Raw genomic sequence first — 22594 nt, forward strand, 5'->3', positions numbered from 1 at the left:
GTTGTCGTAGTAACGTCGTAGAGTCTTGTGTGAGTCATGTGTGTGACCCGTTGTTGTGAGGAGTGAACGTGCCGGTAGAGACCCGGAAGTTGTCGAAGGTGCTGATCGCCAACCGTGGCGAGATCGCCGTCCGGGTGATCCGGGCTGCCCGGGATGAGGGGATAACCTCTGTCGCCGTGTACGCCGAGCCGGACGCCGACGCACCGTTCGTGCGCATGGCCGACGAGGCTTTCGCTCTCGGCGGCTCCACCCCGGCGGACTCCTACCTCGACATCGGCAAAGTCGTCGACGCCGCCGTGCGCTCCGGTGCGGACGCCGTCCACCCCGGTTACGGCTTCCTCTCTGAGCGGGCCGACTTCGCTGCGGCGGTCGTGGAGGCGGGCCTGACCTGGATCGGCCCGTCCCCCAACGCCATCGCGGAGCTCGGCGACAAGGTCACCGCGCGCCACTACGCCCAGAAGGTCGACGCCCCCATGGTGCCGGGCACCAGCGAGCCGGTCGCCGACGCCGGGGAGATCATCGCCTTCGCCGGTGAGCACGGCCTGCCGGTCGCCATCAAGGCCGCGTTCGGCGGCGGCGGTCGCGGCATGAAGGTCGCCCACACCGTCGAGGAGATCCCCGAACTCTTCGACTCCGCCACCCGTGAGGCGGAGAAGGCGTTCGGACGCGGCGAGTGCTTCGTGGAGCGCTACCTGGACCGCGCCCGGCACGTGGAGTGCCAGGTGCTGGCCGACGCCCACGGCAACTACGTCGTGGCGTCCACGCGTGACTGCTCGCTGCAGCGTCGTTTCCAGAAGCTCGTCGAAGAGGCCCCTGCACCGTTCCTCACCGCGGACCAGGACGCACGCCTGCGGAGCTCCGCCAAGGACATTCTCCGCGCCGCCGGATACCAGGGTGCCGGGACCGTGGAGTTCCTCATCGGTTCCGACGGCCTGATCTCCTTCCTCGAGGTCAACACCCGTCTGCAGGTGGAGCACCCCGTCACCGAGGAGGTCGCCGGCTGGGACCTGGTGCGTGAGCAGTTCCGGATCGCCGAGGGGCGTGAGCTCTCCCGGACCAGCGACCCGGAGTTGCGCGGCCACTCCATCGAGTTCCGTATCAACGGTGAGGACGCCGCAGCGAACTTCATGCCCGCCCCGGGTGCCCTGACCACCTACCGGGAGCCGTCGGGCCCGGGCGTCCGGGTGGATTCCGGGGTGGAACAGGGTGCCGTCATCGGCGGGCAGTTCGACTCGATGCTCGCCAAGCTCATCGTCACCGGTGATGACCGCGAGCAGGCACTGAGCCGTGCGCGCCGGGCCCTGGACGAGTACGTCGTCGAGGGGCTCCCCACGGTGATCCCCTTCCACCGGGCGGTGCTCGACGACCCTGCCTTCACCGGTGACTCCCTGGACGTCTACACGCGGTGGATCGAGGAGGAGTGGGACAACCAGTTGGCCACTGAGGACACCGGGAACACCGGTTCCGTCGATGCCGCAGAGGCCGCAGAAGCCGTCCCGGCCCGCCGGATCACCGTCGAGGTCGACGGCCGTCGTGTCGAGGTCTCAGTCCCTGGCGACCTTGTCGGCACCGGGGGTCCCCGCCGCCGGGCGCGCAAGAGCACGGGACGCCGGGAAGTCAAGGTCTCCGGCGACACATCCGTCGCACCGATGCAGGGCACCGTGGTCACCGTCCTGGTCGAGGACGGGGCGGCGGTCGCCGAGGGTGACCAGCTTCTGGTCATCGAGGCGATGAAGATGGAGAACGCGGTGAAGGCCCACAAGGCCGGTACCGTGTGTGAACTCGGTGTGGCGGCCGGGGACGGTGTCACAAAGTCGCAGCCGTTGCTGAAGATCGTCTGATGGTCGACCGGTTCAGCAGTTTCTTCCGCTCCGGCCGTCCAGGGAAGTCCGGCGGGAAGTCCGGCGGACAGCACCGGGGGTACGTCCTCTCGCTGGACCAGGGCACGACGTCCACCCGCGCCATCGTCTTCGACGCGGCAGGGGCGGTCCACACCGTCAGCCAGCTGGAGCACCGGCAGATCTTCCCGAAACCCGGTTGGGTCGAACACGACCCGGAGGAGATCCGCCTCAACGCCCGCAGAGTCATCGCCGATGCGGTCGCGCGGGCCGACATCGGCACCGAGGACCTCGCCGGACTCGGCATCACCAATCAGCGCGAGACGACCGTGATCTGGGACCGGGAGACCGGTGAGCCCGTGTACAACGCGATTGTCTGGCAGGACAACCGCACAGGCGACTTCTGCTCCCGTCTGGACGCAGAGCACGGCGACCTTTTCCGTGAGCGGACCGGGCTGCCGGTGTCGACCTACTTCGCAGGACCCAAGATCCGCTGGATCCTCGACAACGTGGAGGGTGTCCGCGAACGCGCCGAACGCGGTGAACTGGCCTTCGGCACGATGGACACCTGGATCATCTGGGAACTCACCCGCCGCTCACGGCGCAACTCCACCAACCGTCGTCACCGCGTCCGGCACATCACGGACGTCACCAACGCCTCGCGCACCATGCTCATGGACCTGCGGACCCAGAAGTGGGATCCGGAGCTCTGTGAGGCGATGGGCGTGCCGATGTCGCTGCTGCCCGAGATCGTCAGCTCCTCCGAGCAGGTCGGGCGGGTGCAGCGCTCCGGACCGGTGAACGGCGTCACCATCGCGGGGATCCTCGGTGACCAGCAGGCAGCCACCTTCGGCCAGGCGTGTACCGAGCCGGGTGAGGCGAAGTGCACCTACGGGACCGGTAACTTCCTGCTCATGAACACCGGCACGACCCTGGAGACGTCCTCCCACGGTCTGCTCAGCACGGTGGCATACCGGCTCGGCAACCAGCCCACGGTGTTCGCCCTCGAAGGGTCGGTCGCTGTGACCGGGTCGTTGATCCAGTGGTTGCGCGACAACCTCGGTCTCATCTCGTCGTCCTCCGAGGTCGAGGGGCTGGCCCGCAGTGTCGACGACAACGGCGGATGTGTCGTGGTTCCGGCCTTCTCCGGCCTGCTGGCACCACGCTGGGCGCCGGACGCGCGTGGCGTGGTCGCCGGGCTGACCCGGTACGTCACCAAGGCACACATCGCCCGCGCCGCCCTGGAGGCGACCGCTTTCCAGACCCGTGAGGTCGTCGACGCGATGAACGCGGACTCGGGTGTTCCGCTGACACACCTGCGTGCCGACGGTGGCATGGTCGTGAACTCCCTGCTGATGCAGTTCCAGTCCGACCAGCTCGGGGTTCCGGTCACCGTACCGAAGATCACCGAGACCACGGCGCTGGGTGCGGCCTACGCCGCCGGCCTGGCGACGGGCTTCTTCGAGGACGTCGAGGAGATCCGGCGGCTGTGGCAGGAGGAGCACTCCTACATCCCGGACGTCTCGGCGTCGGAACGCGACGAGGCCTACGCCCTGTGGAACAAGGCCGTCGAACGGACCCTCGGTTGGGCGTAGGGCCCCTGCTCTACACTGGTGCACATGTCCCGTGACCCCCGCGACCCCGCCGTCCGCATCGGCGACGCCGACCGCGAAGCCGCGTTGTCCGTCCTCGCCGTCCATTTCGCCGACGGACGTATCACCCTGACCGAGTACGACGAGCGGTGCAAGGACGCCGCAGCGGCACAGACGCGGCAGGAACTGGACGTCCTCTTCCGCGACCTGCCGGCACTGCCCAACCAGCCCGGCCCGCCCGGTCAGCCGGTGTCACCGGGCACGGACGTCTCGGTCTACTCCGCCGGAGAACTCGCCGAACAGCACCGGCGCGGATCACGGCCGCGGGCCGGGATCATGGCCCTGACCACGCTCGGCGCCGTCGGAGGGGCGATCGCGCTCGGCAGCGACGCCTCGGCGATCATCCTGCTGCTCATCCCGGCGATGGCGGTGCTGCTCTACGTGCTGAAGATCGGCCCGGAGTCCTGGCACACCCCCAGTCCGGAGGCGTTGGAACGTGCCCGCGTGCGCCGGCTGCGCCGCGAGCACCAGCTGGCGTTGGAGGAGCAGCAGCATTCCCAGCAACTCGCGCTGGAGGAACAGAAGGCCCGCCGTAAACTGCGTACCTCCGAGATGACAGGCGATGCCATGGACATCGCACAACGCGCGATGAAAGGGGCCGTCGGCAGGTTCGGTAAGGACGGCAGAAACGGGAAAGACAGCAGCGACGGCAGGGACGGCAGCGACAGCTAGTCGGTGAAGCTTCCGCGCCCGGGACGTCCGAACCGGGCGAACTGGTCCACCACGCCGGCGAACATCCGGATGCCCACCGGGAGGCAGGCCTCGTCGAACACGATATTCGGCTGGTGCAGGTCCGGCTTCTCCCCCGAGCCGGTCCAGGCGCCCAGCCGTGCCATGGCACCGGGGACATGTTCGAGGTACCAGCTGAAGTCCTCCCCGCCGGAGGACTGCGGCGCCTCCTGCAGGGCATGCGGGTCGACGTCCTTCACCGCCTGCGCCATGATGGCGGTACAGGCGTCGTCGTTGGTGACCGGCGGGACGCCCTTGGTGTAGCGGATTTCCGCGGTGGCGCCGGTCGGTGCCAGGATCTGCTCGACGAGCCGGGGGAACACGGTGTCCAGCTCCCGCCACACCGTGGGACTCCCGGTCCGCAATGTCCCCAGCAGGGTGGCTTCCTGGGGAATGGCGTTGAACGCCGACCCGCCGCTCACGGCGCCGAACGTCAGCACCGTGCCGGTGCGCGGATCGACCCGGCGAGAGAGCAGGCCCGGCAGCTGGGTGATCAGCAGCCCGACGGCGTAGATCACGTCGGCGGTGAGATGTGGTCGGCTCGTGTGCCCACCGGGTCCACGCACGATGAGCTCGACGACGTCGGTCGCCGAGGTGATCGCGCCGGTGCGCACCCCGATCTGCCCGGCGCGCAGTTTCGGCTCCGCGTGCACGGCGAAGATGTGGCTGACCCCCTCCAACGCCCCGGCGCGGATGACATCGGTCGCCCCGCCGTCGAGGACCTCCTCGGCAGGCTGGAAGATACACCGGACCTGCTGGTCGAGTCCGTGTTCCCGGTCATATTCGGCAAGTGCACAGGCCAGGCCGAGCACCACGGTGGTGTGGATGTCGTGACCGCAGGCGTGCATCACTCCGGGTGTGCGGGACGCGAACTCGAGGCCGGTGACCTCGGTGAGGGGCAGGGCGTCGATGTCGGCGCGGAAGGCGATGGCCGGTGCACCCGTCCCTCCCCCGATGTCGACGGTGACCCCGGTCCCCGGCAGTCGACGTGGTGAGAGCCCCGCCTCCGTCAGTTTCTCGACGATGAACTGCGTGGTCCCGGTCTCCTGGTGGGACAGCTCAGGGTGGGAGTGCAGGTGGCGCCGCCAGCCGATCACCGTGTCGTGGTTGTCGACGGTCCAGGCGGCGACGGCGTCAACCACCGGGACAGAGTCGGCGGAACCAAGAGTGCTCACTGAAGCGGTGCTCCTTAGCGAAGATAAACAGACGGGGCCCGAAAAGCCATTCTCGGCCATCTTAGTCACGCCACCCCCGTACGCCTATCGCGGGGCGTACCAGGACCCCGGCAGGGCGTCCCGTCCTATGCTGGTCCCATGGTTGATTCAGTGGTTGATTCAGTGGCCCCTCCAGACATGTCCCCCTCCGACACCGCTGCTGTCGCCGCCGACGCTGCCGCCGAACTCGCCCGACGGACCGGCCGCGACGCCCATGACGTCGCCGTCGTCCTCGGTTCCGGGTGGCGCCCTGCGGCGGACGTGCTGTGCGGTGGTGCCGGCGAGGGGGTCTCCGGCATGACGGAGTTCCCCATGTCGGACCTGCCCGGGTTCCTGCCCCCGACCGCGGAGGGCCACGGCGGCACCATCCGCAGCCTCGAGCTCAACGGACTCCGGGTCCTTGTCCTGCTGGGCCGGACCCACAGCTACGAAGGGCACCCGGTGTGGCGGACGGCGCACGCGGTACGGACCGCGGCGGCCGCCGGCGTACGGCGACTCGTCCTGACCAATGCCGCAGGCGGTCTCGCTGACGGCATGACGGTCGGCGAGCCGGTGCTGATCAGCGACCACCTCAACATGACCGGACGCACACCCCTGGTCGGCGCAGACTTCGTCAACCTGGTGGACGCCTACTCCCCGGGTCTGCGTTCGCTGATGCAGGAGCTGCGTCCGGGTATGCGGGAAGCGGTGTACGCGATGATGCCGGGACCGCAGTACGAGACGCCGGCGGAGATCGGGATGCTGCGTACCCTCGGTGCCGGCCTGGTGGGCATGTCCACGGTGTACGAGACCATCGCCGCGCGTGCCGCGGGTGTCGAGGTCCTGGGGCTCTCCCTGGTGACGAACCTGGCGGCCGGGATCACCGGCGAGGCGTTGAACCACGAGGAGGTGCTGGCGGCCGGGGCAGCCTCCGCCACCGAGGTGGGTTCGTTGCTGAGGACGTTGATGGAGAAACTCGGCGACGCCGACGGACGGACGGAGGTCGGCCGGTGACCGCACAGCTGAGGTTCGGGACCGCCGGTCTGCGCGCGCCCGTGGGGCCGGGCCCGGACCGGATGAACGTGTCGACGGTGACCCGCGCGACCGGCGGCGTCGCCGCGTGGTTGCGGGCCCGCCACACCGGTGACGCGCCGGTGAGCGTCGCCGTCGGGTACGACTCGCGGTACGGTTCCCACGCCATGGCGCGTGCCGCGGCCGAAACGTTCGCGGGTGCCGGGTTCGACGTCACCCTGATCGCCCATCCCGCGCCGACCCCGGTCATCGCCTGGGTCGTGAAGCACCGCGGTCTGGACGCCGGTGTGCAGATCACCGCAAGCCACAACCCCAAGGAAGACAACGGCTACAAACTCTTCCTCGCCGGAGGGTCCCAGCTGGTCAGTCCGGCGGACCGTGAGATCGAGGAACTGGTCGACGGGCAGCCGGAGGCACCGGACATCCCGCGCTCCACCACCGTGTCCCTCGATCTCGGTGCGGTCGACGGGTATGTCTCCGCCGTGGCCGCACCGTTGTCCTCCGGGGACGGTCAGGTGCTGGCGGCACGTCGTGACCTCACCGTGCTCTACACTGCGCTGCACGGCGTGGGCGGCAGCACCCTGGAGGAGGCGTTCCGGCGGGCCGGCTTCCACCGCCCCGAGACCGTCGTCCCCCAACGCTGGCCGGACCCGGAGTTCCCCACCGTGGGTTTCCCGAACCCCGAGGAGCCCGGAACCTGTGACCTCCTGTTGTCACAGGCCGGTGCAGCCGCACCCGGTGACCGCCCTGACCTGCTGATCGCCCTGGACCCGGACGCCGACCGGTGCATGATCGGCATCCCCGACGCCGACGCGGACTCCGGGTTCCGGATGCTGCGCGGCGACGAGACCGGCCCATTGCTCGCCCAGCGGGCCGTCGACCTCCGCTCCCACGGCGACGGGCCGGCGTCCGTCGTCGCCACGACGGTGGTGTCCTCCAGCCTGCTGGGGCGGATCGCCGCGGCCCGCGGGTGGGACTTCCGGGAGACGATGACCGGCTTCAAGAACCTCGCCCGCGCGGCCGACGATGCCCCGGGCGAGCTGACCTACGCCTACGAGGAGGCGATCGGCACCTGCCCCTTCCCCCAGATCGTGGCGGACAAGGACGGCTTCGCGACCGCCCTGCTCGCAGCCACCTGGGCGGCGGAACTCAAGGCGGCCGGCTCCTCCCTGCAGGACGAACTCGACCACCTGGACAAGGAGTTCGGCCCGGTGCGCACCACCCAGATCCCGGTGCGCTGCGACTCCGCCGCCGCAGCCGCACAGCTGGTGGCCGACTGGGCCCAGTCGCCCCCGGCGGCGCTCACCTCCGGGCAGCCGGTGACCACCGGCCCGCTCGACGGGAAGGATCCGACCTCCGGTGTGCGGCTGACCTGGGCAACTGGTGAGGACTCGTCCGTCCCCGAGCTGGCCTGCCGCGTGATCGCCCGCGCCTCGGGGACGGAACCGAAGGCGAAGTTCTACCTCCAGGTCGCCGGAGCCCCCGGCACCGACGTCGGTGAGGTCGAGGCGTCGCTGGAGCGCCTCACCGCCACTGTCGCCGCTGTCCGGGGGTGAACTGCTAGCGGGGGTCGGTGAGGTCGATGTTGCGTGGCCCGTAGAGGCGGTCCCCGGCGTCGCCCAGGCCCGGGACGATGTAGGCGTTCCCGTCGAGTTCCGGGTCAATCGTGGCGGTGACCAACCGCTTCACCGGGTACCCGGAGTCACGTACCGCCTCGACGCCCGGTACCGCGGACACCATGCAGACCACGACGATCTCCGTCGCACCGCGCTCGGCCACGAGTCGCAGACCGTGCAGCAGCGAGCCACCGGTGGCCAGCATCGGGTCAACGAGGAAGACGGTACGCCCCGACAGATCGTCCGGCAGCGCCTCGAGGTAGGGCACCGGCTCGTGGGTTTCCTCGTCCCGGGCCATCCCCAGAAAGCCCACCTGGGCGTCAGGGATCATCGACAGGGCAGGGTCGATCATCCCCAGGCCCGCACGGATGATAGGGACGATGATCGGTGGGTCCGCCAGCCGCCGTCCCGTCGCCGTCGCAACCGGGGTCTCCACAGCGAACTCCTCGGTCTCCAGGTCCCGTGCCGCCTCGTAGACCAGCATCGCCCCGAGGTCAGCCAGTGCTCCCCGGAAAGCGACGTTGTCGGTGCGGGCGTCCCGCATGATCGTCAGCCGCGACGCGGCGAGCGGATGGTTGACCTCGACAACCTCCATGCCGTTGTCCGTGCCTGACTCTGTCACGCTGCTCTTCCCGGTTCGCTGCGACCGCTGTGTCCGCTGTGTCTCTGCCATACCGTCCAAAATAACCCACGATCGTGGGGAACCTCCGGGCACCCGGGCGAGTCTCTCTCACCATGGCAATCGTAGATACGTCCCCGAACGGCTCCCTGGCGGTGCTGGCCGCCGACACCGACGTCCTCAGAACGGTGGTGACCCGCATCGGCGATTTCGCCGACCGGCTCTCCTCGACGGTGCCCGGTCAGCCGATGGTCCTGACCGCCGGTGTCCCGCAGGCGGCGCGTCTGGCAGCGACGCTGCACCAGGCACGCGAACGACAGGTCGGTCTCCTCGCGGACTTCGCCAGCTTCTACCGTGCAGGCGCCACCTCGCTCAGCTCCGTCGCCGACGGACTGAACGACGCAGAGGACGCGGCCACCACGTCCTTCAGGACGTTGCACACCGGACGGCTCGCATGACCGACCTCCTCGCCCTGGTCGAGCCCATTCGTCGGCTCGTCCCCGATGCCGCTGTACCCGGGCTGCATCCGCTCTCGCCTCTCACGGATGCCGGGGCAGGGCCTCCAGCCGATCTCGTCGCCGAACTGACCCGGCACATCCCGTCCGCCGTGGACGCCGTCCTGCGTGGCGCAGCGGGCACCGCAGCCGTCCAGCGTCTGACCGCGGCCGGTGTCGGCGCGACCGAACTCCTCGAGGTCTCCGCGGAGGTGGACACCGTGGCTCAGGACGGGGCAGCCGCGGTGAACCGTGCCGCCGTCGACATCCTGGAGATCGCCGAGCAGTGTCTGCGGCAGATCCTCGCTCGGTCGTCGTCGCCCCGCTCTCACCGACCACGCCGGCTGCTGCACTGCAGATCGCCTGCACACACCTGGCGCAGGCGCAGGCCCGTCTCACTGCACTGGGGACGGAGCTCGAGGCACTCGTCAACCGCGTCACCGCAGCGGAGGCGAGGCTGCCGGAGGCACCTGCGGAACTGGCGGGACCGTGGGAACCCTCGGGACCGTCGGCGGCCGGGTCGTCAGAGACAGCACCCCCGACCTCCGGGACGGGGGAACCGGTCGGGGACGCCGCTGTCCCGGGCGCACCGACCCCGCAGGCGGCAGCCGCGGTGGAGGCGGCGACGTCCGCACTGGGGACGCCCTACGTGTGGGGCGGTACATCCCCGTCGACAGGCGTCGACTGCAGCGGACTGACACAGTGGGCGTACGGCCAGGCCGGGGTCGACCTCCCCCGTACCGCCGACCAGCAGGCCGTCGGAGCCCAGGTCAGTGAAGACCAACTGGCCCCTGGAGACCTGGTGGTGTGGGACGGTCACGTCGCGATGGTCACCGGCGACGGCCAGATGATCGAGGCCGGTGACCCGGTCCAGGTCAACCCGGTGAGAACAGAGAACATCGGCATGGGGTTCCTCGGTTTCTACCGACCCACCGCCTGAGAGGAGACACCCATGCCCACCAACCGCGGCCTTGCCCGCATCACCACCACACCCCCGGTACCGGAATACAACATCCAGCAGTTCCTCGGGGAGCCCCCACCGACAGTGCCGGCGGTACTCAAGGCCGACCTCTTCTCCGCTGCGGGCGCACACGGTGGTCCGGTCATCGACCGCGGTCGTCCTTCCAGCTAACATCTGTCGTCATGGCAGACAACGGAATCGTGACCCTCGAGCTCGAGACAACCTCCGGCACGTACTACACCCTCTGGGCCCCGGGCTGGGTGTCCCGCGGCGAGCAGTGGCAGGCTTTCCTCGGTGACGACTCCGGGGTCTTCGCGTTCGAGTCACCGGCGGCGCTGCTCGCCGGGATCACCGCCTCCTCGGCCCACGACCTGGCCGGGCACCCGGACTGGCCGGCGTTCATGGACGGTGCCGAGACCAAGGTGACACCCCGCAGGGGCGGCAGCATCAGCTTCATCGAGCTGCCCAACAACCTCGCCGGACGGCCGTCGTTCGAGAACACCCGGACGGTCTCCAACGCTTTCCAGGTGCTGCGCTCACTCGGGACGGTCTGCGGCATCGACCGGATCAACCGCTGGTTCCGGTCCTACTCCGTCCTGGCCAACGTCAGCCGTGGACAGGACCATTACGCCGGGGAGAACGGCCTCGCCGAATGGTCGAGCGTGGGATTCACGGTGCGGGACAACTGGGTGGAGATCCTCGACGCCGTCGACGAGGCTCTGGTCACGCCGGATCTCGGTGACAATGCCGCCAGTCTCGTCGCTGCAGCACAGAAACGGATCGACGACGCCGCATCAGCCCCCGGGGACGCCACCGACTCACCTTCCACGGCTGCCGGGGCGGCCGGAACGGCGGATGTCACCGCGGCCTCCGCAACCTCCGCAGACACCCCAGCCACCGCCGGGGACGCAGACGGTGCCGAGGGTGACGACGCAGATTCAGCCGCCGACCCGTACGACACGACCCCGTGGGGAAACGCCGGGATCGATCCGATCCGTGTCACGGTGGACGGCACCACCGTCTACACCCTGCGGTGCTACGTGGGGAACCGGTCGCCGGTCTTCCTGGGGCACCGGGGTGAGATCAACACTTTCACGTCATCCCGCTCCCTGGTGCGGTGGATGATCGACGCGAAGGACCATGATCTCGCCGAGATGGAGACCTGGGGGGATCTGGTGACTCTGGCCAACGCCGGGGAGCTGGAGGTCGAGGTGCATCCGTCAAACGTCTACGGCTTCACCGGTCTGCGCAGCGATATCACCGAGGGCATCGACGCTGTGGACACCGACCAGCTGGGACGCGCCTACGAGCTGCTCGCCGATGCCGCGGACTGGGCGCAGGACGACGGAGTGAACAAGGTTCTACTGGCGTACCCCCGCCTCCAGGACTACATCGCCTACATGCTCGGTTCGCCCTCTGCGGCGACGCCGACCGCCCCCTTCGACGAAGAGGCGAACGGCTGGACGCAACTCGAAGAGAACCTGACGAACCGTTTCAGCAAGTTCTGAGGCTGCAGCCTCAGGGCCCCAGGGACTTCAGGGGCCCCAGACGGTGTCGTCGTACCAGAAGTCGTCGAACCGGGCCAGAGGTTCTGCTCCGTCACCGGTGGTGAACCACAGTTCGGTTCCGAAGAATTCGACTACGCCACCGTCGACTCCGACGGTGTAGATGCCGTCGACGATGTCCACCTCCTCATCCGTCGCGACGTCCCCCCGTGCGACGCCGGTGGTGAAGTCACCCCGCATGTACAGCGTGTCGTCGGCGTCCGAGACGCACACGACCACCGCCGCTCCCCCGCCCTCGCCGGCGTAGACCCAGGTGTCGAAGCCGTCACACACCGCGTTCTCGTTATCGAGGTACCCGGTGTAGCCGAGCCCCGGCGGTAGGCCGTCCTCCGGAATGAAGTCTTCGGCAGCGGGACCATCCTGTCCGTCGACGAGGTAGTCGTCGAGCGACTCTGACGGTGAAGCGCCGGGTACCGCCGAGTCAGCGGGGCTCGAGTCCCTGCCGATGAGCCAGAGGCCTACCGTCCCTACGGCGATGAGCACGGCAAGGGCCGCGATGACGACGGTAACGACCAGACCACTCCGTGGCTCGGGGGCTCCTGCTGACGGGACGGCCTGTTGCGGTCGGTGGTACGGGTTCTGCGGCTGGTAGTCGGGCGGGGACTGTTGTCCGTCCCCACGGCCCCAGGTGTCTCTGTCCATGCTGTGTCACTCTCCGGTGCCGTCCGGCACAATTCACTTTTCTTGTCCTCGTCTCGTCACGGTGCACGTTAGTGCCCCTCCGGCGGGGAGTAGCTCATCGGGTGGTCGATCATGAACACAACGAACATTGCTTGACGAACAAACATTCGAATGATACTGTGCAGTCAGTAGAAGATGAAGCATGTTGGTAGGGACAACAGAAACTCATGTTCGAGTCTCACAGGGGGGACACCGTATGCCACAGCAGCAACCTCCGGTACCGCCGGTCGGCTCCACGACTGCCCTGTTGGAAGCACTGTCTGCGCTGGATGCTGCGGTGGAGGACATCATCGCACATGGTCCGGACACCTGGTCCCGACTCTCCGGCACCGACAGGCTGCAGGCTGTGGCGCGCATGGAACGATCCCGCAAGAAGCTGACCGTCGCTGACGCCGCATTCCTGTCGGGTCATGAATCGGAGCTGCCGGTTGGCATCCAGCGGAAGGCCCGTGCCGTGAGCAGGATCTTCACGACGACGATGCGTGACGCCCGCTGTCGGCTCGCGTCATGGTCGCGCGTCGCCGAGCGGCCGGACCCGTGGGGTCCCGATCCCACCACTCCACACGAGGACCACATGCCCGAGTTGGCGGCTCTCGTCGCCGAAGGACACCTCGATGCCGCCGGTGTCGAGAAAGCCGACAAGCAGATCCGCGCCCTGCCCCAGAACGTCCAGGCCGAAATCACCCGCATCGCAGATGGACCGATTGCCAATCTGGCCAGGAAGCAGGGGCCCGACGTACTCGACTCCCTGCGCGCTTTCCTGCTCGACCTCGTCGGGGCCGAGGAGCCGTACACGGAGAAGGACCATTCCCGGCTGCGTTCATTCACCCTCGGGAGACAACGTTGCGACGGCATGACCCCGGTGCAGGGCACCCTCACGCCGGAACTGGCCGCGGCGCTGCAGCGCCTGATGGCTGACTACGCCAAGACCGGTGACCTGGTCGACGAGGCTGACCGCGACGCTGACGACCGTACACCCGACCAACGTCGACACGACGCCCTCGCCGCGGCCGTCCACGCCGGATACGGACGCGGTCGCGCACTCACCCCGGGGCGCGGCGCGACCACCATCGTCGCCGTCATGTCGGTCGATCAGTTCGTCAATCCGACGGGCACCGTGCTGACCGACGTCGGCACACATGTTCCCGCCACAACGCTCCTCGCCGGGCCGCACGGACTGGAGACTTACCTGCAGATCCTTGATGTCGAGGGGCGGACCCTGAGCTTCGGACGGACCCGGCGTCTCGGCGACCTCAGCCAGTACCTCGCCCTCGTCGGAGAAGAAGGGATCAGCTCGGCACCGGGAACCGACTCCGCACCTGCACACTGCCATGTACACCACATCGACGGGTGGAGTGCCGGTGGCTGCACCGACCTCGAGAACCTCACGCTCGTGTCCCCGGGCATGCACGCTCGTGTGGACGACACGCGCCAGCATCCGGACCGGTGGTGGACCATTCCTGCTCCTCCGGGTAGCGGGCGGCGCGTCCACTGGATTCCACCGGTCAGCGTCGATCCGGAGCGTCGCCCCGTCCACAACGACCACCCCACGACCCGGCGTCATCCCGGCGACGCCCGACGTCGGCGATTCCGGGAAGCAGAGGACCCGCCATGATCTCTGTCAGACAGTCAGAGGGATCAGCACGGACTCGAAACGGACGGGAATAGGAGGCGTCGTCGTTCAACACGCGAGGGTTGCTGCCCGGTCGTCTCCGTCAGCGGTCGTCTGTCACGGGTGCACGTCACCGGCAGCGTTTACGCTGCCACCAGCGACACTCCCGGCACCGTCGCCAGAAGACGGTAGCCACGGAAACCCGGAACGGACAGCAACATAACCACCGAGCGCGAGGAGAAGAACCCCGGCGACCAGCACCACGTACTCGCCCGGGCCGGTCGAGGCGGTGAGCGAGTCGAGAAGGGACTTGATGATCGCCGATTCCTGCTCGCTCAGCCCCGAGGTGTCGTCCGTGAAGAGTTTGTCGTCGAGCCCCAACCCGGTCACCAGACCGTAGATCGAGTATGCCGTGAGCCCCGCACCGCTACCGGCCACGATCACAGCGGCGATCCGTCGCAGTGGGGTGAAAGCCACAAGCACCGCACTCGCCAGGACCAGGAACAGCAGGACGACGGCAATGGAGAGGAACGTCGCCTCAATCCACGACTCCTGCAGGCCGACGGCCTCAAACGTGCTCTTCACCATGCCGAAGCCCGACATCGTGAGAATCATGTCGGCGTCCTCGGACCCCGCCTGCCCTGCACTGACCACAGTCCTGGCCCACGGAAGCGACAGGCCGACGACCGCCACGAGGGCGAGCAGCCCGGTAGCTACCGCGGCAATCAACGGATGAGTCACCAGGGCGTGGGCGTACTGCAGTTTCGTCATGCCGCCGACCCCACCGGGTGCGGCAGGTGCGGCGGGCCCCTCCGGGTTGCGGGGGGTTCCAGGTTCCTGACTGTGCGTCTCTGTCAAGCTATTTCTCCGTCGGTCGATTCGGCGCCACGATCTTGCGGACGCCCCAGATGATCTCGTTGATGCTGACCCAGGCCGCGACGTGGGCGAGGGTGAACAGCGTCGCCTTCATCACCGACAGGCCGGCGCCCAGGTCATCCGGCCCGGCGGTCAGCAGGACGATGAGCGGGTAGATCATGCCCACGGCGATGATCGCGAGGATGGCCAGGTAGATCTTCGACTCGCTCCGCCTACGGTCACCGACCCCCCAGTTGCTCGTGTCCAGCTGGGAACCGGGACGCTGCGGGGGCTGCTGCGGCTGCGAGAACTGGCCGGGCTGTGCCGCGTGCTGGCCACCGCCGAACCCGCCGGACTGTGCAGACGGGGCAGGCTGCTGCCACGCGTTCTGCGTCGGGGCCTGGTAAGTGGGGCCGTCACCGGCGGAGAGGTCAGTACCTGCCCCAGTATCCGTGGCGGGTTCATCGGATCCACTCGCATCCGCCGATCCCCGCCCGTACGTCCCGTACGCCCCCTGCACCCCGGAGGTCCCGTAATCAGACTCGGGCTCCGGTACGGCGGCCGTCACCCGGGTGGCCTCCAGGTCGGACGAGGACCCGGCCGCATCGTCGACACTGTGCTCACGGGTGGCTTCAGCGGACGGTCCGCCGATTCCACTCAGGCCGCCCGCCCCCTGGTCGTCCCCCTGGTCGGCGCTGGCCGGCTGAGGCTCATACGCGTCGTAGGACGGGTACCCGGTCGGCGCGGCGGACGTCGCGGCCGGGAAGCTGGGTGACTGGGAGTCCGCGAGGTCGTGCAACCACCGGATGTTCACCACGTCATCTTCAGGGCCGTACAGCGCAGCCTCGTAGATGTCGCGCTTGTAGGGGTCACCCAGGATCGCGCGGGCGGTGTCCACCTGGTCGAGCTCCGGGGAGTCACTGCCGTACCCCTGGTTCCGCAGGTCGGAGGCCCGGGCCCCGAGGACCTCGGCTATCTCGTACGGCGGCATGTCCTTGTCGAGCTGGAGTTCGGTGTACAGATCGTAGTTCGCCATGGGAGTCCTTGTTCGTCCTTGTTTCTCGGGAGCCGTCTCTCTGGAACCTCGCTGAAGCATTGAGGAGCGTTCAGGGGCACCTTAATACATCAGGCGGGCGCGGGAGAACACCTGCAACTCCGCACACCGGTACGGAAGTGGTGACATCCGCAGCGTCCTGACGCGACAGCAGCAGCACATCTGCTCCGCCATCCACCGGGATCATCGCGTAGGTGGGGTTCCCGTTACCGGGAACGTCCGCCGTCTGCACGATGCAGTCACCGTTGCTGAGGGTCTCACGCCCCTCCGACGGTACCCGTCTCCCGCGGGTTTCTTCATCAATGAATTTCGGCCACCACGACCTCCGGATACGGGTCAGCAGACGGGAATACTCCCCACGACGTCGGTGGTGGAGACGCGGAGTCGACCGGCGCGCCGGTCAGCAGCATCGCGTAGCGCGTGCGGTCACCGGTCTCGGGAAAGACGCTCATCGCACCGCCCGACTCGGTCGGCGCAGCAACCCGGATCCTGCACCCGTCCGCCTCGAGCTGCTCGGTGCCACTGGCGGGGACGTACGCTGACCGTGTCTCCTCACTGCCGAAGTCAACCACGGCCATGGTCAGCCCGTCACCGTGGCAGGTCACCCGCGCTTCTTCCTCACCCCTGGGGTCGCCCCCGTCGCAGGTCATGTCGCGCCACCCCTCCTGTCCCTGCCGCTGGGGCAGCAGGTCGGGAAAAGCATTGACGATCCGGGCGTCGGATGCCTCCCACCCGGGAGTCATGAACTGCCGGTACCCCGCGTACCCCAGGACGCCCAGTGCTCCGACCACCGCAACGACAGCGAGCAGCGCGACGGGTGCCTTCCACCGTCTCGCACCGGACGCCGCCGGCGACGCATAGGGCGGATGTGACGGAGACGCCGCCGCTCCGGACCAGGCCACCGGAACCTCGCGGGTCTGCCCCACCTGTCCCCGTCCGGCATCCCGTACCGCGTCGAGAAATGCGACTGCAGTCGGGAAACGCCGGGACGGGTCATTGTCCAACGCCCGCCGCAGGACGCCCGCGACCTGCGGCGCAACGGGGCCGTCCGGCTCCGCCAGGACGTCGGCGGTGAGCCTCGGCAGCGTGCGTTCTCCCCGCCACGCCGCCGTGGACATCGTGTCGCGGAACGCGGTGAGCGTCAGCATCTCCAGGGCGATCAGGGCGAGCGCGTAGCGGTCGGTGCCGGGACTGTAGTCGACCAGGTGGGCACCGTAGGTGCTCGCGACGGTGAAGATCTCCGGTGCCATGTACTTCTCGGTGCCGATGACCAGCCCCGTGGACGTCACCCGGGTGTCGTCCCCGGCGATGCTGATGCCGAAATCGGTCAGCACGGCTGTGGTGCCCACCGCGCTGTGCGGGTCACGCGGCAACAGGATGTTCGCCGGCTTCAGATCCCGGTGAACCACCGGCGGGTTCCGGTGGTGGATGTGGTCCAGCGCTTCGGCGACAGGCCTGAGGATACGGTCGACCTCGTCGACAGTGAACCGTCGCCCGGTCCGCCTCCGCTCGGCGAGGGCGTCCTCGAGGTCGCCACCGTCGACGTAGTCCATGACGAAGTAGGCTGCTGTCCCGGTGGACGACAACGCGTCCGCGTAGTGGATGTTGACGACCGAGGTGTGTCGGATGGTGGCCAGGGTCCGCATCTCCGCGAGGAAACGCCGGTAGCCCTCACCTCCGCTGCCGACCACGTCCGGACGGACGGCCTTCACCGCCACCCACCGACGCAGACCCTGATCATAGGCACGGTAGACGTGCCCCATCCCGCCCTGACCGATCAATGTGAGGTCGGTGAGATTCCGCCGGGCCGCCAACTCAGCCGCCAGCTGCGCGACGTCCGGGTCACCGGACCAGTTACCGCTGTCACTCACCTGTCGTCGTCCTCAGAGCTCCAGGTGAAGTCGCGCGACGAGACGGAATCACCGTCACCGTCGACGACACGGACCCCGGACCCGCTGATCTCCACGCGTGACCCGTTGTTGTCGAGGGACCGGGTGACCCAGCGCCCCGACCCGGCGCGCTGCATGTCGATGTCGTACTCGGCGGCGCGGCTGTTGTAGTACCCGCGGTAGTACAGGTCGCCCCGCTCCCCGACGCGGCAGACCACCGCGTGGTCCTCACCGTTGGTGCCGGCGAACACCCACCGGTCGGACGCATTGCACGTCGCCGCGCTGACCCCGCGCCATCCCTGACTGGTCAGGTCGGACGGGGTTCCGGAAGCCCCGGACGTCCCGGACCGTTCAGACGGAGACGGAGACGGGGACGGCGAAGGTGACGGTGAGGGTGACCGTGGGGACGACTGCGGCGGTGTCGAGGACTGCGTGGACACCGGCGCGGAGGACGTCGTGTCGTCGGGCACGGCGGTGAATGCCGGCGAGGCGGACTCGTCCCCGTCTCCCTGACTACTCCACATCCAGACACCGGCAGCGACGAGTCCGATGACGAGAACCACGACGGCGACCGCTGCCACGATGATCCCGGTCGCGAGACCGCCGGCCTTCGAGGGGACCGGCTCGTCCTGCCGCCACGTGTTCCCGGCCGGGCCTGTCGGCCCCGGCGATCCCCAGTCGTTGTTCCCCATGTCGTGTCCTCCGTCTACGTCCCCTATGACTGTTTTCTCAGGGACCAGTAGTTTTCCTGAGCATACCTGGCAAGGGCAAGTCGTCGGGTGGGGGCATTGCCGTTGCGCGCCGAGAATCCGGTGACCCCGCTCCCCTCGAGAACCTTCGAGAGATAGTCGATCTTGGTGTTCACTTTCTTCTGTGACCAGCCCAATGTCTGTTCGAGATCCCGGACCGTCGGCACCTCGGACAGGTCGGTCCCGGGACGGCGGAGCAGGGGTGCCGCCAACGCGCGCAGCAGGTCGATCTGCTCATCGTTGAGGATCAGCTCCCCGACGGTCATCGGGGCGCCGTCGAGACGCTCGGCGCCGACGCTCCCCGTCGGCGGACGCAGCGTCGCGGCGACCGTGAAGTCGAGTTCATAGGTCGTCACGGACGTGCCGAACACGACCGCCGACTCACCCAACGGCAACGGCAGACTGGCGCCGGGGCCCAACCGACTCTGGCTGAACGAGTTCTCCGCCCGCGGCTGGATGTTGGCGCTCAGCCGTCCACCCCGGTTGGTGATCATCCAGGTGCCATCGGAGTCCCAGACCTGCAGGAACTGCCGGTGCATGAATTCATCGTCCAGGCCGAGGGGGAAGTCCGCCGCACGCCCGAGGGTGAGCGACTGACCGGGATTGAGCGCGACACGGTGGCCGATCTAGTCGTCGATGAGGACCTGGCCGGGGAAGAGGCCGGGGGACAGGCGGGGAAGCGTCATACCGGACATCTTCCTAGCGTTCGAGCTCGTGCGCCAGAGAATCGAGTTCCCCGCCCCCGGCCATCTCCAGGGTCAGCTGCTCCAGCGTCACGTCCTCCCGCGCTGCGTCGAGCACCCGGCGGCCGAGATTGAGCAGGACGAAATGGTCGCCCACCAGGTGTGCGTGATGCGGGTTGTGGGTGATCAGGATGACGCCGATGCCCTCGTCACGGGCTGCGGCGATGAACCGCAGCACCATGCCTGACTGCTTCACCCCGAGGGCTGCGGTGGGTTCGTCGAGGATGAGCACCCGGGCGCCGAAGTAGACGGCACGGGCGATGGCGACCACCTGGCGTTGCCCACCGGACAGGGACGCGATGGGGACCGACACGTCCTTCAGGTCCACCCCCATACGCTGCAGGCGGTCGGCGGTGATCTCACGCATCTCCGCTTCCCGGAGGGCACCGAACCGTCCGGTCATCTCCTGGCCGAGGAAGAAGTTCCGCCAGACGGGCATCTGACCGACCACGGCGAGATCCTGGTAGACCGTGGCGATGCCGTGGTTCAGGGCCTCGCGGGGGTTGGCGAAGGTGACAGGTTCACCGTCGACGAGGATCTCACCGTCCGTCGGAGGATGCAAGCCCGCCAGTGTCTTGATCAGCGTTGATTTTCCGGCACCGTTGTCCCCGAGGACGCAGGTGACGTGACCTTGCTGGACGGACAGGCTGATGTCGTCCAGCGCGCGGAAGCTGCCGTAGCTCTTGCCGACGCCGCGGAGCTCGATCACGGGAGTGGTCTCGTGAGTAGTCACTGTCGGGCCTCCGAGTACTTCGAGAAGGAGTTGTTGGCGAGAACCGCGAGAAGCAGGACGCCGCCGAGGAAGAACTTGAACCAGTCGGGGTTCCAGCCTGCGTAGACGATGCCCTGGTTGGTCATGCCGAAGATCAACGCACCGATGGCGGTTCCGACCGCTGTCCCCTTGCCGCCGGTCATCGCACAGCCACCGACGACGGCCGCGATGATGTAGAGGAACTCATTGCCCACACCCTGGCCGGCCTGGATGGAGTCGAACTGGTACAGGTTGTGCTGGCCGACGAACCAGCAGGATGCGGCGACGGTCATGAACAGGATGATCTTCACCCGGTCCACCGGCACACCGACGGCACGGGCGGCGTCCTTGTCCCCGCCGACGGCGAAGATCCAGTTGCCGAAGCGGGTCTTGAACAGTACCCAGCTGGCGACCGCGACAAAGAGGATCCACCAGAAGACCGTGACCTGGATGGTCACACCGAAGACGGTCAGTGAGCCAGCGAAGAGGCGACGGCAGAATTCGTAGCCCTGCATGTCGGATATCACCGGGGTGGCGACCTGGTCGTTGACGAGTTTGGTGACCGCCAGATTCAGCCCCTGCAGCATGAGGAAGGTCGCCAGGGTGATCAGGAAGCTGGGGATCCCGGTGCGGGTGACCATCCACCCGTTGAAGAACCCGATGGCCAGCGCGATGACCAGCGCAAGCAGCGAACCGACCCAGGTCTGCAGATGGAAGTTGTAGGCGATCATCGTCGCCGCCAGGGCGGTGGTGGTCACCGCGACGCCGGTGGAGAGGTCGAACTCGTCGCCGATCATCAGCAGTCCGACGGCCAGGGCCACAATGCCCAGCGTCGATGACGTGTAGAGGACGGTGGCGACGGCGTCCATCGAGCGGAAACTCGGTGCGACGACGAGGAAGAGGATGAAAATCGCCACCGCGCCGATGAGGCTGGCGAACTCGGGACGGCGCAGGAGGCCGGCGGCGCGCGAACCTGTCGCCGTCATCGCAGACCCTCCTTCGCAGCGTCGGCGATGGTGTCGATGTTGCTCCCGTCGACGAAGCTGGGGCCGGTGTAGACGGGGCGCCCGCCACCGACGGTGGTCCCGTTGCGCTTGGCGAGCCAGAGCGCATCGACGGCCATGTACCCCTGCAGGTAGGGCTGCTGGTCGACGGCGAAACTGATCCGTCCGTTCTGGATGGCCGGGACCAGTTCGGCGTTGGTGTCGAAGGTCCCGATGTTCACGTCCGCGCCTGTCGACTCGGCCGCGTCGGCGACGACGAGCGAGACCGGGGTGACCAGGCCCATGACCCAGTCGATGGAGCTGTCCTGGGCGAGTTTGGACTGCACGGTGGATTTCACCGAGGTGAGGTCCTGGCCGTTGACGTAGAGGATCTCCACGGAGCCGCCGGTCAGTCCCTTACGGATACCGTCGCACCGCGCCTCCTGTGAGGAGTTGCCCTGTTCGTGGATCACGCAGAGGGCCTTCTTCGCGCCCTCTTCCTGCAGGCGTTCTCCGGCTTTCTCCCCGGCGACGCCCTCCTCCTGGCCAAAGAAACCCGTGAGCCCGTAGTCCTCGTAGTCCTCCATGCCGGCGTTCAGACCGACGACGGGGATGTCCGCGTCCACGGCGCGCTGGGCCGCCGGCCCGATGGCGTTGGCGTTGGGCATGGTGACCGCGATGCCGTCGACGTCGGAGTCGATGGCGGACTGGACGAGGCTGGCCTGGTTGGGCGCCTGAGGGTCCGAGCTGTAGCGCAGCTCGATGTTGTCCTTGCGGGCTGCATCTTCGGCACCCTTGCGCACCAGGTCCCAGAAGGTGTCGCCGGGGGCACCGTGGCTGATCATGGACACCACGTAGCGCGGGGTGTCCACGGTGCCGCCGCCTCCTTCCCCGTCGGAGGCGCGGGGTGCACCGCCGGTGGCGGAGCACCCGGCGGCCGCAAGGGCGGTGGTCAGTCCGACTGCCGTCACGGCGGCGGTCAGGACGGTGCGGAAGCGCATCTTGAAAGTCACAAACCGCAAGTCAATGCGTCTGAAGCGGTTAAGTCAAACCGGCTGACCTGCGACTTTACCGATCCAGTTGATCGGTTCAGGTGGGTCTACCTGCAGAGAGCAGAGGGCCCGTTCACTACCTGACAATCCTGAGGACTGCTCCCCACTGAACGCGTGACCACAGACCACCGTAGCCAACAATGGGCCAGAGTTACCGCCCCCGCCGCCGTTCACCGAGGATCCGTGAAATGCCCAATTCCCCATCCGACCGCTGGAAGCGCTCGAGAGACACTGCCCACCGAGATCCCCTTCCTCCGTCCTCACATACAGAACGGAGTTCCGCGGTCGGACATCAATGGCCTCCGGGGGAACGTCCCGCACCCAGTGACCCCACCGCCCGTCCTACCAGTGATCATGCACGGGCCCGCTGGACTCACCAAGAACCGGGGTCACATGCTCACAGGCGCCCAGCGGCTGAATCTGCTTTCACTCCGTCACCTGCTCCTGACATCCGCTCCGCTGCAGCCAACAGGACCCATCAGGAGCACTCGCTGACCCCTGGGCATACTTCCGACGCCGCCGCGAG

The 22594-nt window shown here is 68.0% G+C and carries 21 protein-coding genes; 10 read left to right on the plus strand and 11 right to left on the minus strand.

Annotated features, from left to right (window positions below; genetic code table 11):
* Nucleotides 1–68 precede the first annotated feature (68 nt).
* The 3 genes from BJF89_RS00085 to BJF89_RS00095 are packed head-to-tail and all read left to right on the plus strand — an operon-like array spanning nt 69 to nt 4162.
* Nucleotides 69–1841 (plus strand): biotin carboxylase N-terminal domain-containing protein, encoded by a 1773-nt coding sequence (locus BJF89_RS00085; RefSeq protein ID WP_075811148.1) that lies wholly within the window; start codon nt 69–71, stop codon nt 1839–1841.
* Nucleotides 1841–3433, plus strand: coding sequence for a glycerol kinase GlpK (gene glpK / locus BJF89_RS00090; protein ID WP_075811150.1), 1593 nt, complete (start codon nt 1841–1843; stop codon nt 3431–3433). The genes BJF89_RS00085 and glpK overlap by 1 nt, the downstream gene beginning before the upstream one ends.
* Nucleotides 3434–3457: 24 nt before the next feature.
* Nucleotides 3458–4162 (plus strand): DUF1707 domain-containing protein, encoded by a 705-nt coding sequence (locus BJF89_RS00095; protein ID WP_075811358.1) that lies wholly within the window; start codon nt 3458–3460, stop codon nt 4160–4162.
* Here BJF89_RS00095 and BJF89_RS00100 read toward each other — a convergent pair.
* Entirely contained in the window at nt 4159–5394 is a 1236-nt protein-coding gene (locus BJF89_RS00100) for an amidohydrolase (protein WP_369803610.1), read from the minus strand. The genes BJF89_RS00095 and BJF89_RS00100 overlap by 4 nt on opposite strands.
* Before the next feature lie 138 nt (nt 5395–5532).
* Between BJF89_RS00100 and BJF89_RS00105 the strand changes: the two genes are divergently transcribed.
* Together BJF89_RS00105 and BJF89_RS00110 are read left to right on the plus strand one after the other, a co-directional pair.
* On the plus strand, nt 5533–6426 hold the full coding sequence (locus tag BJF89_RS00105) for a purine-nucleoside phosphorylase (RefSeq protein ID WP_369803611.1): 894 nt from the start codon (nt 5533–5535) through the stop codon (nt 6424–6426).
* Nucleotides 6423–8000 (plus strand): phospho-sugar mutase, encoded by a 1578-nt coding sequence (locus tag BJF89_RS00110; protein ID WP_075811154.1) that lies wholly within the window; start codon nt 6423–6425, stop codon nt 7998–8000. Before BJF89_RS00105 ends, BJF89_RS00110 begins: the two co-directional genes overlap by 4 nt.
* A gap of 4 nt (nt 8001–8004) precedes the next feature.
* On the opposite strand, the gene upp is transcribed toward BJF89_RS00110, so the two are convergent.
* Nucleotides 8005–8655, minus strand: coding sequence for a uracil phosphoribosyltransferase (upp, locus tag BJF89_RS00115; protein ID WP_075811362.1), 651 nt, complete (start codon nt 8653–8655; stop codon nt 8005–8007).
* A gap of 140 nt (nt 8656–8795) precedes the next feature.
* On the opposite strand from upp, the gene BJF89_RS00120 reads away from it, so the two are divergent.
* The 4 genes from BJF89_RS00120 to BJF89_RS00135 all read left to right on the plus strand — a co-directional run bounded on the left by BJF89_RS00120 (nt 8796) and on the right by BJF89_RS00135 (nt 11642).
* On the plus strand, nt 8796–9137 hold the full coding sequence (locus BJF89_RS00120) for a hypothetical protein (RefSeq protein ID WP_075811156.1): 342 nt from the start codon (nt 8796–8798) through the stop codon (nt 9135–9137).
* A 322-nt stretch (nt 9138–9459) separates the two neighbouring features.
* Entirely contained in the window at nt 9460–10113 is a 654-nt protein-coding gene (locus BJF89_RS00125) for a C40 family peptidase (protein WP_083650399.1), read from the plus strand.
* A 12-nt stretch (nt 10114–10125) separates the two neighbouring features.
* Nucleotides 10126–10305, plus strand: a complete 180-nt coding sequence (locus BJF89_RS00130; protein ID WP_075811158.1) for a hypothetical protein — start codon at nt 10126–10128, stop codon at nt 10303–10305.
* An 11-nt stretch (nt 10306–10316) separates the two neighbouring features.
* A complete protein-coding gene (locus tag BJF89_RS00135) occupies nt 10317–11642 on the plus strand; it encodes a hypothetical protein (RefSeq protein WP_075811160.1) in 1326 nt (441 codons plus the stop codon).
* 27 nt (nt 11643–11669) lie between these two features.
* Here BJF89_RS00135 and BJF89_RS00140 read toward each other — a convergent pair whose 3' ends face one another.
* Entirely contained in the window at nt 11670–12341 is a 672-nt protein-coding gene (locus tag BJF89_RS00140) for a hypothetical protein (RefSeq protein WP_075811162.1), read from the minus strand.
* Between the two features lie 235 nt (nt 12342–12576).
* Between BJF89_RS00140 and BJF89_RS00145 the strand changes: the two genes are divergently transcribed.
* Nucleotides 12577–13995 carry an HNH endonuclease signature motif containing protein gene (locus BJF89_RS00145; protein ID WP_075811164.1) on the plus strand — a complete coding sequence of 473 codons (1419 nt, stop codon included), beginning with the start codon at nt 12577–12579 and terminating at the stop codon, nt 13993–13995.
* A gap of 114 nt (nt 13996–14109) precedes the next feature.
* Here BJF89_RS00145 and BJF89_RS00150 read toward each other — a convergent pair whose 3' ends face one another.
* The 8 genes from BJF89_RS00150 to BJF89_RS00185 form a co-directional block, all read right to left on the minus strand.
* Nucleotides 14110–14850, minus strand: a complete 741-nt coding sequence (locus BJF89_RS00150) for a hypothetical protein (RefSeq protein WP_075811166.1) — start codon at nt 14848–14850, stop codon at nt 14110–14112.
* Between the two features lies 1 nt (nt 14851).
* Nucleotides 14852–15883, minus strand: a complete 1032-nt coding sequence (locus BJF89_RS00155; protein ID WP_075811168.1) for a hypothetical protein — start codon at nt 15881–15883, stop codon at nt 14852–14854.
* A 317-nt stretch (nt 15884–16200) separates the two neighbouring features.
* Nucleotides 16201–17772 (minus strand): serine/threonine-protein kinase, encoded by a 1572-nt coding sequence (locus BJF89_RS00160; RefSeq protein ID WP_075811170.1) that lies wholly within the window; start codon nt 17770–17772, stop codon nt 16201–16203.
* Nucleotides 17769–18482: a hypothetical protein gene (locus BJF89_RS00165; RefSeq protein WP_075811172.1), complete on the minus strand. Its 714-nt coding sequence runs from the start codon at nt 18480–18482 to the stop codon at nt 17769–17771. The genes BJF89_RS00160 and BJF89_RS00165 overlap by 4 nt, the downstream gene beginning before the upstream one ends.
* Nucleotides 18483–18505: 23 nt before the next feature.
* A complete protein-coding gene (locus BJF89_RS00170; protein ID WP_255372418.1) occupies nt 18506–19078 on the minus strand; it encodes a hypothetical protein in 573 nt (190 codons plus the stop codon).
* A gap of 160 nt (nt 19079–19238) precedes the next feature.
* Complete coding sequence (locus tag BJF89_RS00175; RefSeq protein WP_075811174.1) at nt 19239–20015, minus strand: ATP-binding cassette domain-containing protein; 777 nt, start codon at nt 20013–20015, stop codon at nt 19239–19241.
* On the minus strand, nt 20012–21019 hold the full coding sequence (locus BJF89_RS00180; protein ID WP_083650401.1) for an ABC transporter permease: 1008 nt from the start codon (nt 21017–21019) through the stop codon (nt 20012–20014). Before BJF89_RS00180 ends, BJF89_RS00175 begins: the two co-directional genes overlap by 4 nt.
* Nucleotides 21016–22017: a substrate-binding domain-containing protein gene (locus BJF89_RS00185; protein ID WP_083650407.1), complete on the minus strand. Its 1002-nt coding sequence runs from the start codon at nt 22015–22017 to the stop codon at nt 21016–21018. The genes BJF89_RS00180 and BJF89_RS00185 overlap by 4 nt, the downstream gene beginning before the upstream one ends.
* Nucleotides 22018–22594 lie beyond the last annotated feature (577 nt).

The sequence above is a fragment of the Corynebacterium sp. CNJ-954 genome, assembly GCF_001942345.1.
Classification (GTDB): domain Bacteria; phylum Actinomycetota; class Actinomycetes; order Mycobacteriales; family Mycobacteriaceae; genus Corynebacterium.